This window comes from Streptomyces sp. NRRL F-5727 (assembly GCF_000719555.1).
Taxonomy (GTDB): domain Bacteria; phylum Actinomycetota; class Actinomycetes; order Streptomycetales; family Streptomycetaceae; genus Streptomyces.
Genome location: NZ_JOGX01000023.1, coordinates 65641 through 81265, shown reverse-complemented (window position 1 = coordinate 81265; position 15625 = coordinate 65641). Strand labels below are relative to the sequence as shown.

The 15625-nt window shown below is 68.2% G+C and carries 10 protein-coding genes and 2 pseudogenes; 8 read left to right on the top strand and 4 right to left on the bottom strand.

All coding sequences use genetic code 11. The features are described from left to right. The 5 genes from IF73_RS0117840 to IF73_RS0117820 all read left to right on the top strand — a co-directional run. Positions 1-348: potassium-transporting ATPase subunit KdpA (locus IF73_RS0117840; protein ID WP_199806665.1), on the top strand; the 348-nt coding region annotated here is incomplete at its 5' end. After that, positions 345-2489, top strand: a complete 2145-nt coding sequence (gene kdpB / locus IF73_RS0117835) for a potassium-transporting ATPase subunit KdpB (RefSeq protein ID WP_037879528.1) — start codon at positions 345-347, stop codon at positions 2487-2489. The genes IF73_RS0117840 and kdpB, both read left to right, overlap by 4 nt. A 5-nt stretch (positions 2490-2494) precedes the next feature. Further along, complete coding sequence (locus IF73_RS0117830) at positions 2495-3166, top strand: potassium-transporting ATPase subunit C (protein WP_031008990.1); 672 nt, start codon at positions 2495-2497, stop codon at positions 3164-3166. A gap of 100 nt (positions 3167-3266) precedes the next feature. After that, positions 3267-3953 carry a response regulator gene (locus IF73_RS0117825; RefSeq protein WP_031008980.1) on the top strand — a complete coding sequence of 229 codons (687 nt, stop codon included), beginning with the start codon at positions 3267-3269 and terminating at the stop codon, positions 3951-3953. 44 nt (positions 3954-3997) lie between these two features. Continuing rightward, on the top strand, positions 3998-6541 hold the full coding sequence (locus tag IF73_RS0117820) for a sensor histidine kinase (protein WP_031008977.1): 2544 nt from the start codon (positions 3998-4000) through the stop codon (positions 6539-6541). A 23-nt stretch (positions 6542-6564) separates the two neighbouring features. Here IF73_RS0117820 and IF73_RS0117815 read toward each other — a convergent pair whose 3' ends face one another. Next, entirely contained in the window at positions 6565-6948 is a 384-nt protein-coding gene (locus IF73_RS0117815) for a hypothetical protein (RefSeq protein ID WP_031008975.1), read from the bottom strand. A 79-nt stretch (positions 6949-7027) separates the two neighbouring features. After that, positions 7028-7164 (bottom strand): annotated as a pseudogene (locus IF73_RS42850) (metallophosphoesterase); the annotation flags it as partial. Positions 7165-7380: 216 nt separating this feature from the next. Between IF73_RS42850 and IF73_RS42010 the strand changes: the two are divergent. Then, positions 7381-7728, top strand: a pseudogene (locus IF73_RS42010) (MBL fold metallo-hydrolase); the annotation flags it as partial. Positions 7729-7987: 259 nt separating this feature from the next. Here the strand turns inward: IF73_RS42010 and IF73_RS0117805 are convergent. Both IF73_RS0117805 and IF73_RS0117800 read right to left on the bottom strand, forming a co-directional pair. Further along, positions 7988-11533 (bottom strand): DEAD/DEAH box helicase, encoded by a 3546-nt coding sequence (locus IF73_RS0117805; protein WP_031008971.1) that lies wholly within the window; start codon positions 11531-11533, stop codon positions 7988-7990. A gap of 68 nt (positions 11534-11601) precedes the next feature. Further along, entirely contained in the window at positions 11602-12408 is an 807-nt protein-coding gene (locus IF73_RS0117800; protein WP_031008969.1) for a Hachiman antiphage defense system protein HamA, read from the bottom strand. A gap of 387 nt (positions 12409-12795) precedes the next feature. Between IF73_RS0117800 and IF73_RS0117795 the strand changes: the two genes are divergently transcribed. Together IF73_RS0117795 and IF73_RS39560 are read left to right on the top strand one after the other, a co-directional pair. Further along, positions 12796-14346, top strand: a complete 1551-nt coding sequence (locus tag IF73_RS0117795) for a type I restriction-modification system subunit M (RefSeq protein ID WP_031008967.1) — start codon at positions 12796-12798, stop codon at positions 14344-14346. Then, entirely contained in the window at positions 14339-15625 is a 1287-nt protein-coding gene (locus tag IF73_RS39560; RefSeq protein ID WP_078868112.1) for a restriction endonuclease subunit S, read from the top strand. The genes IF73_RS0117795 and IF73_RS39560 overlap by 8 nt, the downstream gene beginning before the upstream one ends.

Below are 15625 nucleotides of genomic sequence, written 5' to 3'. Positions count from 1 at the left end.
TCGATGACGAACTCCGGCGCGCACGGCTTCTCCGAGATCCTGTACGCCTACACCTCGGGCGCCAACAACAACGGCTCGGCCTTCGCCGGCCTGAACGCGGACACCCAGTGGTTCAACTCGACCATCGGCATCGCGATGCTGCTCGGCCGGTTCCTGCCCATGGTGTTCGTCCTCGCGCTGGCCGGCTCGCTCGCCGAGCAGCAGCCCGTCCCCGAGACCGCGGGCACGCTGCGGACCGAGAAGCCGCTGTTCACCGGCCTGCTCGTCGGCACGATCATGATCATCACCGGTCTCACCTACTTCCCGGCCCTCGCGCTGGGACCGCTCGCCGAAGGGCTCGCGGCATGACCATCGACGTAAAGAAGCACGAGGACGACATGTCCACCTCCGTCCCCTCGACGAAAGCACCACACGGCGACCTGTCCGGCGGGCACCCGTCGGCCGGCCGGGTCGGCGGCGGCCTCTTCGATCCGAAGCAGTTGATCGCCTCTTTCCCGGACGCGATCAAGAAGCTCGACCCGCGCGTGATGATCAAGTCGCCGGTGATGTTCGTCGTGCTGGTCGGCTCGGTGGTCACGACCGCGCTGGCGATCAAGAACCCGGGCGACTGGTTCGGCTGGGCCATCACCGTCTGGCTGTGGCTGACCACGATCTTCGCCAACCTCGCGGAGGCGGTGGCCGAGGGCCGCGGCAAGGCGCAGGCCGACACGCTGCGCAAGGCCAAGACCGACACCGTCGCCCGCCGTCTCACCCGGGACGGCAAGGGTGAGGAAGAGGTCGCCGGCACCGAGCTGCGCGTCGGCGACCTCGTGGTCTGCGAAGCCGGGGACGTCATCCCCGGCGACGGCGACGTCGTCGAGGGCGTCGCGAGCGTCGACGAGTCCGCGATCACCGGCGAGTCCGCCCCCGTGATCCGCGAGTCCGGCGGCGACCGCTGCGCGGTCACGGGCGGCACGAAGGTGCTCTCCGACCGGATCGTCATCAAGATCACGACGAAGCCCGGCGAGACCTTCATCGACCGGATGATCAACCTGGTCGAGGGCGCGGCCCGGCAGAAGACCCCGAACGAGATCGCCCTCAACATCCTGCTGGCGTCCCTCACCATCGTCTTCCTGCTCGCGGTCGTGACACTGAAGCCGTTCGCGATCTACGCGGGCGCCGACGACCAGACCTCCCTCATCGTCCTCACGGCGCTGCTGGTCTGCCTGATCCCGACCACCATCGGTGCGCTGCTCTCCGCGATCGGCATCGCGGGCATGGACCGGCTCGTCCAGCGCAACGTCCTGGCCATGTCGGGCCGCGCGGTCGAGGCCGCCGGCGACGTGTCGACGCTGCTGCTCGACAAGACCGGCACCATCACCCTTGGCAACCGCCAGGCGTCGGAGTTCGTCCCCGTACGCGGAACCACCGAGGCCGAGGTGGCCGACGCCGCCCAGCTCTCCTCGCTCGCCGACGAGACGCCCGAAGGCCGCTCGATCGTCGTCCTCGCCAAGGAGAAGTACGGCCTGCGCGAACGCCACCAGGGCGAACTGTCCGAAGCGGTCTGGATCGAGTTCACCGCCCAGACCCGCATGTCCGGCGTCGACGTGGACGGACGCAAGGTCCGCAAGGGAGCGACCGGTTCGGTCGTCGCGTGGGTGAAGGAGCAGGGCGGCAGCGTTGCCGAGGACGCGCAGGCGCTCACGGACCGGATCTCCCAGGCCGGCGGCACCCCGCTGCTCGTCGCGGTGTGCGACGACAAGGGTGCGCGGGTTCTCGGCGTCATCCACCTGAAGGACGTCGTCAAGGAGGGCATGCGGGAGCGGTTCGACGAACTGCGCCGCATGGGCATCAAGACGATCATGATCACGGGCGACAACCCGCTGACCGCGAAGGCGATCGCCGAGGAGGCCGGGGTCGACGACTTCCTCGCCGAGGCCACCCCCGAGGACAAGATGGCCCTCATCAAGCGCGAGCAGGCGGGCGGCAAGCTCGTCGCGATGACCGGCGACGGCACCAACGACGCCCCGGCGCTCGCGCAGGCGGACGTCGGCGTGGCGATGAACACCGGCACGTCGGCCGCGAAGGAGGCCGGCAACATGGTCGACCTCGACTCCGACCCGACCAAGCTCATCGAGATCGTCGAGATCGGCAAGCAACTCCTCATCACCCGGGGCGCCCTGACCACCTTCTCGATCGCCAACGACGTGGCGAAGTACTTCGCGATCATCCCGGCCATGTTCGCGGTCGCCTACCCGTCGCTGGACAAGCTCAACATCATGGGCCTGGCCTCGCCGGAGTCCGCGATCCTGTCCGCGGTCATCTTCAACGCCCTGATCATCATCGCCCTCGTCCCGCTGGCGCTGAAGGGTGTGCGCTACCGCCCGGCGAGCGCCGACTCGATGCTGCGGCGCAACCTCGGGATCTACGGACTCGGCGGCCTGATCGCCCCGTTCATCGGCATCAAGATCATCGACGTCCTCATCTCCCTCATCCCCGGAATCGGCTGACCACGATGAACAACTCAGCGGCGAACACCGGCCGTGTCCTGTGGGCGGGCCTGCGCGCCCTCCTCGTCCTCACCCTCGTCTGCGGCGTCCTTTACCCGCTCGCCGTCACCGGCATCGCCCAGCTCACCATGCCCGGCAGGGCGAACGGCTCCGAGATCGAGGACGCGAGCGGGAAGGTCGTCGGCTCCGAGCTCATCGGCCAGACCTACACCCTGCCGCTCAAGGACGGCGAGGAGACCCCGGCCCCCGACCTGCGCTGGTTCCAGCCCCGCCCCTCCAACGGCCTCGGCACCAACTCCGTCAACACCCAGTACTCGATCATCCTCTCCGGCGCCACCAACCGCTCCGGCGACAACGAGGACCTGATCAAGTGGGTCAAGGACGCCAAGGCCGCCGTCGTCAAGGACAACTCCACAGCCGACTACCAGGTGAAGCCGTCGGACGTGCCCGCCGACGCCGTCACCTCCTCCGGCTCCGGTCTCGACCCGCACATCTCCCCGGAGTACGCCAGGCTCCAGGTCCACCGCGTCGCCGCACGCAACGGGCTCGACGTCGCGACGGTCGAGAGGCTGGTCGCCGAGCACACCGACGACCGGATCCTCGGCTTCATCGGCGAACCCCGCGTCAACGTCCTGAAGCTCAACATCGCTCTCAAGGACCTGGTGGCCAAGGGCTGATGGGCTTAACCGAACGACAGCGGAGCCGGCGCGGCCATGGACCACCCACGGCCCGCCGGCTTCCGCCGCATACCGAACCACGACAGGAGGGGCAGCACCGATGACCCGGGTGCTGGTCGTCGAGGACGACGCGCAGCTCGCACGCGCACTGGTGATCAACCTGCAGGCGCGGAAGTACTCCGTGGACGCCGCACCCGACGGCGCCACGGCGCTGCGCCTGGTGGCCTCGGAGCGGCCGGACATGATCCTGCTCGACCTCGGCCTGCCCGACATGGACGGAGTCGACGTCATCAAGGCGCTCCGGGGATGGAGCAGGGCCCCGGTGCTCGTGCTCTCCGCGCGCAGCGGTTCCGAGGACAAGGTCCGAGCGCTCGACTCCGGTGCCGACGACTACATGACGAAACCGTTCAGCATGGACGAGCTGCTCGCCCGCGTGCGGGCGGCGACCCGGCGCACCGAAGAGGCGTCCAGCCGACCGCTCACGACGAGTCTGGTCACGGCCGAGTCGTTCACCGTCGACCTCGTGGCCAAGAAGGTCCGGCGGCAGGACCGTGACGTACGGCTGACGCCGACCGAGTGGCACCTCCTGGAGATCCTCGTCTGCAACCCGGGCGTCCTCATCAGCCAGCGGCGCCTCCTCACCGAGGTCTGGGGACCCAGCTCCGGCACCAAGACCAACTACCTCCGGGTGTACATGGCCCAGCTCCGGCGCAAGCTGGAATCGGACCCGGCGCACCCCCGTCACCTCGTCACCGAGCCCGGCATGGGCTACCGCTTCGAACCCTGACCCCCTCCAGACACCACCGCACGAGAACGGCAGCGCACATCACCATGGGACGTGGAAAGTTCCGCATCTACCTCGGCGCGGCACCCGGCGTCGGCAAGACGTACGCCATGCTCTCGGAGGCCCACCGCCGGGTCGAACGCGGCACCGACTGCGTCGTCGCCTTCGTCGAACACCACCACCGGCCGCGTACGGAGGTGATGCTGCACGGCCTGGAGACTATGCCGCGCAAGGAGATCGCGTACCGGGACACCGTCTTCACCGAGATGGACGTCGACGCGGTCCTCGCCCGCCGCCCGGCCGTCGCCCTCGTCGACGAGCTCGCGCACACCAACGTCCCCGGATCCCGCAACCCCAAGCGCTGGCAGGACGTCGAGGAGCTCCTCGCGGCGGGCATCGACGTCATATCCACGGTCAACATCCAGCACCTGGAGTCCCTCGGGGACGTCGTCGAGGCGATCACCGGCGTACGTCAGAAGGAGACGGTCCCCGACGAGGTCGTCCGCCGGGCCGACCAGATCGAGCTGGTCGACATGTCGCCGCAGGCGCTGCGCCGCCGCATGGCACACGGCAACGTCTACAAGCCCGACAAGGTCGACGCGGCCCTCTCCAACTACTTCCGCCCCGGCAACCTCACCGCCCTGCGCGAACTGGCCCTGCTGTGGACCGCGGACCGGGTCGACGAATACCTGCAGGAGTACCGGACCGAGCACCGGGTCTCGAAGATCTGGGGTTCCCGCGAGCGGATCGTCGTCGGCCTCACCGGCGGCCCCGAGGGACGCACCCTCATCCGGCGCGCCGTCCGCCTCGCCGAGAAGGGAGCGGGCGGAGAGGTCCTCGCCGTCTACATCTCCCGCAGCGACGGGCTCACCACCGCCTCGCCGAAGGAACTGGCACTCCAACGGACACTCGTCGAGGACCTCGGCGGCACCTTCCACCACGTCGTCGGCGACGACGTCCCCACCGGCCTGCTCGAATTCGCCCGAGGCGTCAACGCCACCCAGATCGTCCTCGGCGTCAGCCGTCGCCGGACGTGGCAGTACGCCTTCGGGCCCGGCGTCAGCGCCACCGTCGCCCGCGACTCCGGCCCCGACCTCGACGTCCACATCGTCACCCACGACGAAGCCGCCAAGGGCCGCGGCCTGCCCACCGCCGGCCGGACGAGGCTCGGCCGGTCCCGCACCCTGTGGGGCTGGGCCGTCGGCCTCGCCGGACCCGTCCTGCTCACCCTGCTCCTGAGCAGCGCCCTGCCCGACGTCGGCCTGGCCAACGACGTTCTGCTCTTCCTGACCCTGACCGTGGCCGCGGCCCTCCTCGGCGGCCTCAGACCCGCCCTGGCGTCCGCGGCCGTCGGATCGCTCCTGCTCAACTGGTACTTCACCCCGCCGCTCCACCAGCTCACGATCGCCGACCCGCGCAACATCGTCGCCTTGGTGATCTTCGTCGGAGTCGCGATCTCGGTCGCCTCGGTCGTGGACGTCGCCGCCCGCCGCACCCATCAGGCGGCCCGGCTGCGTGCGGAGGCGGAGACGCTCTCCTTCCTCGCGGGCAGCGTCCTGCGCGGCGAGACCAGTCTTGATGCCCTGCTCGAACGGCTCCGCGAGACCTTCTCCATGGAATCGGTGGCGCTCCTGGAACGCGGCGAGGACACCGAACCGTGGTCGTGCGTCACCGCCGTCGGCCACCCCACCATCGGTCGCCCCGAAGACGCCGACGTGGACATGCCCGTCGGCGACCACCTGACCCTCGCCCTGACCGGCCGCGTCCTGCCGGCCGAGGACCGGCGCGTCCTCGGCGCCTTCGCCGCTCAGGCCGCCGTCGTCCTCGACCGCCAACGCCTCGTGGACCAGGCCGAGGAAGCCCGCAAGCTCGCCGAGGGCAACAAGATCCGCACCTCGCTGCTCGCCGCGGTCAGCCACGATCTGCGTACTCCGCTCGCCGGCATCAAGGCGTCGGTCTCCTCCCTGCGTGCGGACGACGTGGAGTGGTCGGACGAGGACCGGGCAGAACTCCTCGCGACCATCGAGGACGGCGCCGACCGGCTGGACCACCTCGTCGGCAATCTCCTCGACGTGTCCCGCCTGGAGACCGGCACCGTCACGGCCGTGATCAGGGAAACCGACCTCGACGAGGTCGTCCCGATGGCCCTGCTCGGCGTTCCCGAGGACAGCGTCGAACTGGACATCCCCGAGACGCTCCCGATGGTCGCCGTCGACCGCGGCCTGCTGGAACGGGCCGTCGCCAACATCGTCGAGAACGCCGTCAAGTACAGCCCGCCCGGAGAACCGGTCCTCGTCGCGGCGAGCGCCCTGGCCGACCGCGTCGAACTCCGTGTCGTCGACCGCGGTCCCGGCGTCCCCGACGAGGCCAAGGACCGCATCTTCGGCGCCTTCCAGCGGTACGGCGACGCCCCACGCGGGGAGGGCGTCGGCCTCGGCCTCGCCGTGGCGCGCGGCTTCCTGGAGGCGATGGGTGGCACGGTGACGGCGGAGGACACTCCTGGGGGCGGGCTGACCATGGTCCTCGGCCTGCGTACGCCGCACGGACCCTCCCCGTCACGTCCGGCTGTCTCCCCGGAGAAGACGACATGAGGCCGGTGGAGGGCCTGGTCGTGTCAGTCGGAGTCCGGTCGGGTGCCCGGCACTTGAAGCGGCAGGTCGCAGGGGTATTCCCGCCCTTCCCGCAGGAACGTGAGGCGGACCGTGAGGACACGCGCGGACTGGGCGACGGCCGGCCGGCCGGTGATCGCGCCGTCCGTGTGACCGCCGTCCTCGCTCAGGCCGTACGCCCCGCCCCAGTCGGTGTACTCGTTGCCGACGTCGTCACGTGCCTCCAGCGCCAGCAGGACGGGCGACCCGCCTTCCTGCCCCTCGGGGAGGGGCGGCCTGACCGTGTAACGGACGGTGAACGAGTCCTCGTCCAGCGACAGACTGTCGACGACGAGCTCGTGGTTGCCGCCGAGGATGCGGGCTGTGGGGCGGGGGGTCCGGCTGTTCATGGGGTGCTCACGCGCTTCCGGGCTCGGGGACCTGACAGGTGAGGTAATGGTCGGTGGCCGAGTGGGGCGTGGAGCCCTTCAGGATTACCCAGCAGGGCACGGCCCACAGAAGGACGCGGGCGACCAGAGGGCGTAACGCATCAGGCGGTGCAGCCGGCTCTGCCGCCGCACGGGCGCCTCACCCTCGACGGGATGGATGTCGCTGGTGTCGGTCACGCCTGCCTCCCCGACCGGGCCGCTGTCCCGCGCACTGTATCCGGCGGTCGCCTCGCGACGGGTCGGATCGGACGGGCGTTCACGGGAGCGCGCAAGGGGAAGTGGAACGGTGGATCGGCACGCGCCGACGAGGGCGCTGAGCCTCTGTTGACTCCAAGAATCAAGAACGGCTTCTGGCCCAAGAACCACACGGACTATACGCCGCTGCCTGGGGCGTGGCCAGACATTCACATGTCGCCCGCGAAGGGGGTGCAGGCGCACCTTGACCTGCAGGGAGGTGGTCCGGGCGGGGTGCTGCTGCCGATCCACTGGGCCACCTTCAACCTCGCCCCGCACGCCTGGGCGGAGCCGGGGGAGTGGACGAAGTACGAGGCAGAGGAGGCCGGCCAGGCGGTGGCGTTCCCCCGCCCCGGCGAGCCGTTCGAGCCCGCAGGGAAGCTGCCCACGGATGCTTGGTGGCGTGGGGTGTCTCAGCCTATTGCTCATCCGTGGCGTCGCCCTCAGCCCGCCGAGGTCGTTGGCGAGGCGCGAAGTGGCGATTTGGACCTTGCGGGCGAGCGGTGATGTCGATCGGGGACGACCTTGCTGAGGTCGTGCGCATGTTGGAGCGTCTCTCCCCCGAAGGGCGCGAGGGCGTGCTGCGAGCTGTGGATGGTGCGCCACGCGGAGGGCGTGCAGCAGCCCCTGGGCAGTTCAGGCCGTTGCCGACTTCAAAGGGATCGCTGCAGGTTGTAGTCCGAACGCGCATCGTGGCCCGTTGAACTGCTGGGCGGTCTATCTGAGCTGACGCCGTAGCCGAAGCCCACGACCAGGTCCGTAGCTGCTATGACCTGGAGCCGACGATGATGGTGAGCTCGACTTGGTCGTGGGAGGCCAACTGCTCGGTGCCGCCGGTTTCGGCGAGGGCGTGGGTATCGGTGCTCAGGATGGCCGTGACCACGGGGGAGGGCCGGCCGTCGAGGGCGAGTGCGAGGGGGCGGGCGGTGTCTTTGGCGATCCATCCGAGATGGAGCCCGTTGTGCTCGACCCGGATGGCGTTGGGGTCCGCTGGGTTGTCGTGGTCGCGGACGAGGTCGAGGACGGTTCCTGTGGACAACCCGGCTAGGTACCCGTCGCTGTAGGTGTGCCGGACGCCGCGTAGGGGGGTAGTGAATGTGCCCCGGCCGCTGAGGATGATCTTTTGAACGGTGCGGGGGCTGCGCCGCTCGGCGCTGCGGATGAGCAGGGCCGCGACATTGGGGGCGGCGATGGCAGTGATCTCGTCGGTGGTCAGGTTGCCGAGCCAGCCGGTGAAGTCAGAGAAGGACGGCTCGGGAACAGGGCAGCGCGCGGCCAGGTCGATGGCCGCGCTGCGCTGGGTGATGCCCAGGCTGGCGGCGTAGCAGGCGGGGGCGGTATCGACGCCGTACTTGAGCATGGCTGGCAGAGCAGCGAGGGGGCCTTCGGGTGTGATGCCGTGGCGGGTCTCCAGGATCTGCAGGATCGAGGAGACGGCCCAGGCCAGGTCCTGGGTGATCACCTTGTCGATGTAGTCCGAGGTGACCGTGATGTCCTTGGCGGCGAGGAGTAGCTGGTAGTGGCTGTGGATCTCCCGGTGCGTCCAGCCGGCGATCCAGTCACCGGCGAGAGGGACGATCGCTCCGATCGGCCGGTCCTTGGCGGTGGCGCTCCGGCGGAGTTCCTGGATCTTGGTGGCGGCGGTCAGGACGGTGTCGCGCAGGGCGGGCCATGTCGCGGGGTCGAGGAGACCGGGGTGCTCGGTGAGGGTGTTCGCGAGCTGCTCGGCGGCGGTGATCGCGTCGAGGCCCCCTTGCAGGCTCAGCCCTGTACGCAGGATCGCCGCGCGGGCGGCCGGGTCGGGGAGCTGACGGGCGAGAGCGGTGACGCGGCGGGCGGTGAACTGGGCGAGCGGTTTGAGGGACCAGTCCTGGGCGCCGATCTGGTGGCCGCCCAGGGTGTGCGCGAGCAGGTCGTGTGCCGCGTCTTCCAGCAGCTGCTGGTCGGGGGTGTCGACGACTTCTTCGGCGAGCATCGTCAGGAGCTGGAGGTCCAGGACCTGTGCCCAGTCGGTCAGGTCTTCCTGCTCTGGGTCGGGAAGCTCGAGGTCTGTCAGGTTCTGTCCGGGGGCAGGGCGAGCGCCCAGTCTCGTGCTGGCGAGGCGGTGGTAGAGCGCGCCGATGGTGGACAGGACCGGTTCGATGTTGCCCTTGTCGAGGTAGCGGCGCCGAAGCTTTCGGGCGTCCTCCGCGTCCTTGGCGATGAGGACGACGTGGCCCTCGGTCTCCTGGAACGCCCTACCGGCGCGGCCAGCGGCGTTCCAGAACTCGCGGACGCCGATCTGCTCTTGGTTGCGCCAGGTGCTGTGCACCAGCACGGTCTTGACCGGCAGGTTCATGCCTTGGGAGAGGGTGCTGGTGGCGCACAGCACGCGCAATGCCCCGTCGCGGTAGGCGCGCTCCAGCAGGTGTCGGACGGGCTGGGGGATGGTGCCGTGGTGGTAGGCGATGCCCTGGATCACCATCGTGGTGAGCTCGTGCTCCTCGCCGAGGAGCTCGGCGATCTTTTCCGAGAGCGCCAGGCGCTGATCACTCAGCCTCCGCCGTTGCCCGATATCGGTGCAGTCCATGCCGAGTACGAGGTTGTCGGTCTTCCGCAGTGCCGTTTGCAGGGCGCCTGCGGCGGCCCGCGCGTAAGACGGCTGTGTCGTGGAGATCAGTACCGGACCAAGGCGTTCGAAGTGCAGCGCCAGCGCGGCCGCGACGTCCTTGGCATCGCGCGGGGACAGCCGGGTGCGGGTGAGGCGGCGGGTGAGCACCTTGGGCACGAAGAAGTCCCTGCCCTGGGCGGTGCCGTACTGGATGCTGCCTGTCTGCCCGTCCTTCTCCTGCCCCTGCCAGGAGAACACCCCGGTGCGCAGCTGGGAGGGCGACCAGTCGATCTCAGCGTGGTTGGTGCCCTCGGCGGTGGGCTCCAGCCAGCGGGCGATGTCCTCGCCGTTGGGCAGGACCGCGGACAGCAGGACAATTCGCGCCGAGGGGGTGGTGCGGCGGATCCGGGTGAGGACCATCTCCAGGCGTAGCCCGCGGGCGGACCGGTCGATGGAGTGTCCTTCGTCGACAAGGACCAGGCGCAGCCGGCTGGCAAGTTCGGGGGTGTTGCGCAGCAGCAGGTCGAGCTTCTCGATGGTGACGACGAGGACGTCGGTGTAGTCCAGGAGTTGGTTCTCGTAGCGGACGTGTTCGGCGCCGCCGAAGAGGGAGGAGACGCGCAGGCCGACGAGTTCGAGGCTGGCGGCGAGGTGCCGTTCGACCTGGGCAGCCAGCGCGCGGGTGGGCACCACATAGACCGCCAGCGGCGGGTCCATGTAGCGCAGGCACAGCCCGAAGGGGCTCTCGTCGGCCTCGCCGGTGTCGGAGAGGGCGTGGAGGATGGCCCATTCGGCGATGTGGGTCTTGCCCGCGGAGGTGGGCATCGTGACCGTGAGGTTGTGGGCACGGGCGTCGAGGAGGCCGGCATCCAGGGCGGTGCGCTGGGAGGGCCACACCTGGGTGAGCGGACGGCCGGAGACGATCAGGGCCTTGAGGTAGCGCTCCCAGGTCCTCGACCAGCTGGAGGCGCGACGCAGCAGGCGCCACGGGGAGGTCGCGACGATGTCCTCGACGGCGTGGGCGAGGGAGTCCACCAGGGTCCAGGTGTCCACGACGGAGGCCTGGAGGAGGATGGCCGCGGCCTGCTTCAGGTCACTGATCGCGGCGCGCCCGGCCGTGCGATCGCCGGTACGCCATAGGATGGCCAGGGAACGCGCCGAACGGCCGACCAGGCCGTAGGCGGCCAGCACAGCAAGGTCCGCCTGATCGGCCCGGCCCGCGGCGAGCGCGGCGGTGAGTGCGCGGCCAAGGCGAGGCAGTTCGCTCGCCGCGGAGGCGCCGAGCCGGGAGGCGGCGTCGATGTCGCGGCGCAGAACCGCGCCGGCGGCCTCGGCGATCCGGTACGGGGCGGCCATGGTCAGCCCGTCGGTATCGGGCATGTCCCCGTAGGAGAACAGCTCCCCGACTTCCTGTTGGAAGGTGCGGGCGACGGCGGTGGCGTTGGCTTGGAAGCCGGCCAGACTCCACATCGTCGCCGAGATCGCCAACAGTTCGATCCGTGCCTCCGGTTCGTCCGCCCGCGCGGCGAGGTCGGCGTACGCCTGGGCGATGTCCGGCAACGGCCCCGGCTTCGTGCGGCGCTCACGCGGAGTGCGGGCCAACTGCCCGAGCCGGGCGAGCGAGAGGCCACGGCGCAGCGCAGCCGGGTCGTAGGTGTAGTCAGCTGTCCCCTCGGTGCTGATCTGCTCGGACAGGACGTGGGAGCGCAGCTGCTTGCGCAAGACCGGGGATGCCTCTCCCGTGGACAGTGCCTCTTCACCGAGACGCCGTACGGTTCCGTCATCGTCCCTCACGCTGTTCCCGCCGTTCTGTTGTCTTTGCCGCTGGTGGTGGCGCTGGCGGGGGCGGTCTCGGCCGCGTCGTAGACCCTGCCGACGAACTCCTTGAGATCGTCGATCTTGACGACGGTCAGCTCGGTGCGCTGAGTCACCTTCGCGCCCAGCCCAGTCACGATGTCCTCTTTCCATGACTTGGCGTCGTGGACGAAGAGCATGTGCCGCTCCACATGGCGCGGCGCCCCCTCACGCAACAGAGCGCCGAGTCGGTGCGAGAGAAACGTATGGCCGCGGTCGTGGCAGCGCGCCATGAGGAAGGCGATGCTCTCATCCAACCTGCCCAGGACCTTCTCCAGGCTGTCGTACGCCTCGTTCCCCACCTTCCAGTCGCGGTAAGCACGGGTCTTCACCTCCGGCACGGCGATAGTCGGAGGGTCCTGCCGGAAGCGGAACGCCAGCACGTCCGTGCCCTGCACGGCCTGGGCCGGGGTCTGCTTGTAGCGCAGTTTCAGGACCGGGACGCACCATCGGCGCACCCTGCGGTAGAGGGCGCCGGTGATGATCTCCCCGAAGTCCCCGTGCCGGATCTTGCGGTCTGCAGGGAACTTGTTCTTCCTCAGGTAGCCGGCGACCTCCGGCGCTCCCAGGTCGTCGAAGACGTTGGCGAGCTCGCCGGGAGCCAGGTAGTTCCGCATCACCTCGCGGCCCAGCCGTTCGACAAGCTCGTCGTCCTCGATCAGCCCGTCGTCGGCGAGCAGCTGGTACTCCAGCAGCCCGTCCGGCTGCTCCACGGTCTGCGGCCTGAGCCACTTGTCGAACACGCGCCTCTGTCCTCACCCCCGGTGCGCACCCGGTCGGCGGCACACCTCGGACCAAGGTTAGGCCAGTACGCGCTGGCCGGATCATTGAATGCAGCGGGTTTGGGAGGAGGGAAGCGGCCCGCACGCTGTCCCGGAGCCGGCTGGGCTTCCTACACTGGAGCAGCGTGAAGATCATCAAGCGTGGACGATCAGCTGCTGGCCGCAGGCCTCGCTTGTCATAGCCGAGCGATATCGTTGGTGCGTCGCCCGCCCGGGGTAGTGCAACGCCCGCGCGGGCTCACACACGATGGGACACGCGGCACATTCCGAGCCTGACATGTCGGTTACTCACCGTAACCTACGGCCTTCGGGTCGCCGCCCTTTGACGAGCAAGGACACCACCGACTGATGGCAGTGACCCAGCAGGAGATCGAGAACCGGCTGTGGGACGCCGCCGACGAGCTGCGCGTGGCAATGCCCGAAGCGCAGTACTCCTCGGTCGTCTTCCCGCTGATGTTCTGGAAGTACCTGTCGGACACGTGGGAGCACACCCACCAGATCTTCCTCAAGGAGAACGAGGGCCTCGGCCTCTCAGCCGAGGAAGCCGACGAGGTCGAGTACAGCAACTACCAGACGTTCAAGATCCCCTTCATCTTCCCTGGCACTGTCGCCGAGCGCCGCGCCTCTTGGTCATCCATGCTCGCCACCGTCGCCCAGCACGGCCTCGGCCAGCGGGTTCGCGCTTCTCTCCAGGCCATCGAGTCGGCGAACCCTGACAAGTTCTCCCGCATTTTTGGGTCCATGACCTGGACCTCCGAAGCGGTGCTGCCAGGGGAAGTGCTGGCGTCGGTCATGCGGGCCATGGATCGTTCCCCCAAGATGCACGAGGGCAACATGTCCCACGACGTGCTCGGCGGAGCGTACGAGTACCTGCTGAAGCGCTTCTCCGACGGGTCCGGCACGCGCGCCGGTCAGTTCTTCACCCCGCGTGAGGTCGTCGAGCTGATCATCGAACTACTGGCCCCCAAGAATAATGAGTCGGTGTACGACCCGACCTGCGGGTCTGGTGGCATGCTCATTGCCGCCGCGAGCCTTCTGAAGGCCCGTGGCGGTCGGGGGTACTCCCTCAGCCTGAACGGTCAGGAGGCGGTAACGGACACCGCAGGTGTGGCCCGCATGAACCTCTTCATGCATAACCTGACCGATTTCAAGGTCGAGGTCGGCGACACCCTGAGGGACCCGCGCTTCAAGAAGCCGGACGGGTCCGTGAAGCAGTTCGACGTGATTGTCGCCAATCCGCCCTACAGCCTGAAGTGGAAGCCCTGGACCAACGACCCGCGCGCCATCGGCGGAGTCGCCCCACAGTCGTCGGCGGACTGGGCCTTCGTACAGCACATGATCGCCAGCATGGACCCGAAGAAGGGCCGTGCCGGCGTCGTCCTGCCGCACGGCGTCCTCTTCCGGGGCGGCCAAGAGGCAGCCATCCGGAAGCGCGTCCTGAACGACAACCTCCTGGAAGCCGTGATCGGGCTGCCCGCGAACCTCTTCTACAACACGACGATTCCGACCTGCATCCTCGTATTCCGCGCCCCCGGCACTAAGACCCCGGAGCGGCAGGAAGGCGTGCTGTTCATCGACGCCTCCACGCGCTTCACCAAAGCCAAGAACCGCCACGTTCTCACTGATGTAGACATCACTGACATCGTGACCGCCTACCACTCGGGCCTCGACGGCGACGGAGGTGCCGGCCTCTCGACGCGTTTCGTCCCCACCACAGAGATCGTGGCGAACGGGTACGACCTCAACATCGGCCGCTACATCAAGCAGGCCGCCGCCGAGCAGGAGGACCTCGGCACCCTCATCGACGCCTACAACATCGCCCGCGCCGAGCGCCAGAAGACCGAGCAGCGCATGCTCGAGGTCCTCTCTGCCGCCGGGATCGAGGGCTTCGATGAGTGACTGGCAGCAGATCAGCCTCGGTGATCTGGAGACTCCCGTACGTCCCAAGGTAGCCGTTCCGTCGCAGGAATCGAAGATTTCGGCGAGTGCCGGCTATCCGCTTCGTTCGCTCGGGGAAGTAATGCACCTCGACATCGAACGCACACCGATGAAGCCTGCAACTACCTACCACCTAGCTGGGGTCTTGAACGCAGGGAAGGGCGTTGTCGCAAAAGGAGAACTCGACGGCGGAGATACAGAGTACGCAGCGATGAACGTGCTGCGCACCGACCAGGTCGTAATGCGAAAATTGACGGCGTGGGAAGGGCCAATCGCTGTAGTACCTGCCGAGTTCGACGGATTCGTCGTCAGCAACGAATTTCCGACGTTTACACTCGGCCCAGATCTGATGCCCGACTGGATGAGGCACGTCTGTGGCTCACCGCGACTGTGGGCAGAGATGAAAAACCGAGTGAGCGGGACGGTTCAACGGCGCAAGCGTCTCAACCCAGAGCAGCTCTTGCAGATCCAACTGCCGGTCCCACCCCGAAAGGTACAAGCTCGGATCGTCGAGATTCTCGATTCGGTCGATGACCAGATCACAGCACTCGACAAAGAAGCTAAGGCGCTGGACCGCGTATCAATGGCCGTTGCCGAGGAAATGCTCGCGGACGAACCAACCGTAGCTCTCGGGACGATGCTCAATGACATTCGAGGTGGCAAGAGTCCCCAGGCGAACAATAGGCCCCCGGGCGCTGACGAGCTTGGCGTTTTGAAGGTCAGCGCGGTCACGCCCTTCGCGTTCCTCCCGGAAGAGACCAAGAGCCTTCTACCTGGCACGCTAATGCCCGAGGCCGCTCTTGTTCAGCCGGGAGACGTACTCATCACGCGAGCGAACACGCCTTCGCGAGTCGGGGCCGTCGCACGAGTCCCTGCCGATGTTCGAGATGGCCTCTACCTTGCTGACAAGACTCTTCGACTGGTGCCGTCATCAGAACTTGACCCGGACTTCCTCGTGGTAGCCATGGCTCTGAAGTCGGCCCGGACTCACCTCACGAGTTCGGCTACAGGAACCAGCGCCTCAATGGTCAACGTCAGCCAGGGTCGCATTCGTGACACACCCATCCCACTTACTAACCTGGACCGGCAGCGGGAGGTTTCTGCCGCTGTGTTGTCTGTCCGTGCGAATACCGATGCGGTACGCGCTGAGGTCGTCCGCCTCCGGAATGCACGCTCCAGCCTGCTCTCCAGCTTGCTGGATCGCACCATCGAGATTGAGTCTGTCGAAATGGGGGTCTAA

Bases quoted from the DNA above. Each gene is read 5' to 3' on its own strand.
- kdpB (WP_037879528.1), top strand. From the start codon at position 345: ATGACCATCGACGTAAAGAAGCACGAGGACGACATGTCCACCTCCGTC.
- IF73_RS0117830 (WP_031008990.1), top strand. From the start codon at position 2,495: ATGAACAACTCAGCGGCGAACACCGGCCGTGTCCTGTGGGCGGGCCTG.
- IF73_RS0117825 (WP_031008980.1), top strand. From the start codon at position 3,267: ATGACCCGGGTGCTGGTCGTCGAGGACGACGCGCAGCTCGCACGCGCA.
- IF73_RS0117820 (WP_031008977.1), top strand. From the start codon at position 3,998: ATGGGACGTGGAAAGTTCCGCATCTACCTCGGCGCGGCACCCGGCGTC.
- IF73_RS0117815 (WP_031008975.1), bottom strand. From the start codon at position 6,948: ATGAACAGCCGGACCCCCCGCCCCACAGCCCGCATCCTCGGCGGCAAC.
- IF73_RS0117795 (WP_031008967.1), top strand. From the start codon at position 12,796: ATGGCAGTGACCCAGCAGGAGATCGAGAACCGGCTGTGGGACGCCGCC.
- IF73_RS39560 (WP_078868112.1), top strand. From the start codon at position 14,339: ATGAGTGACTGGCAGCAGATCAGCCTCGGTGATCTGGAGACTCCCGTA.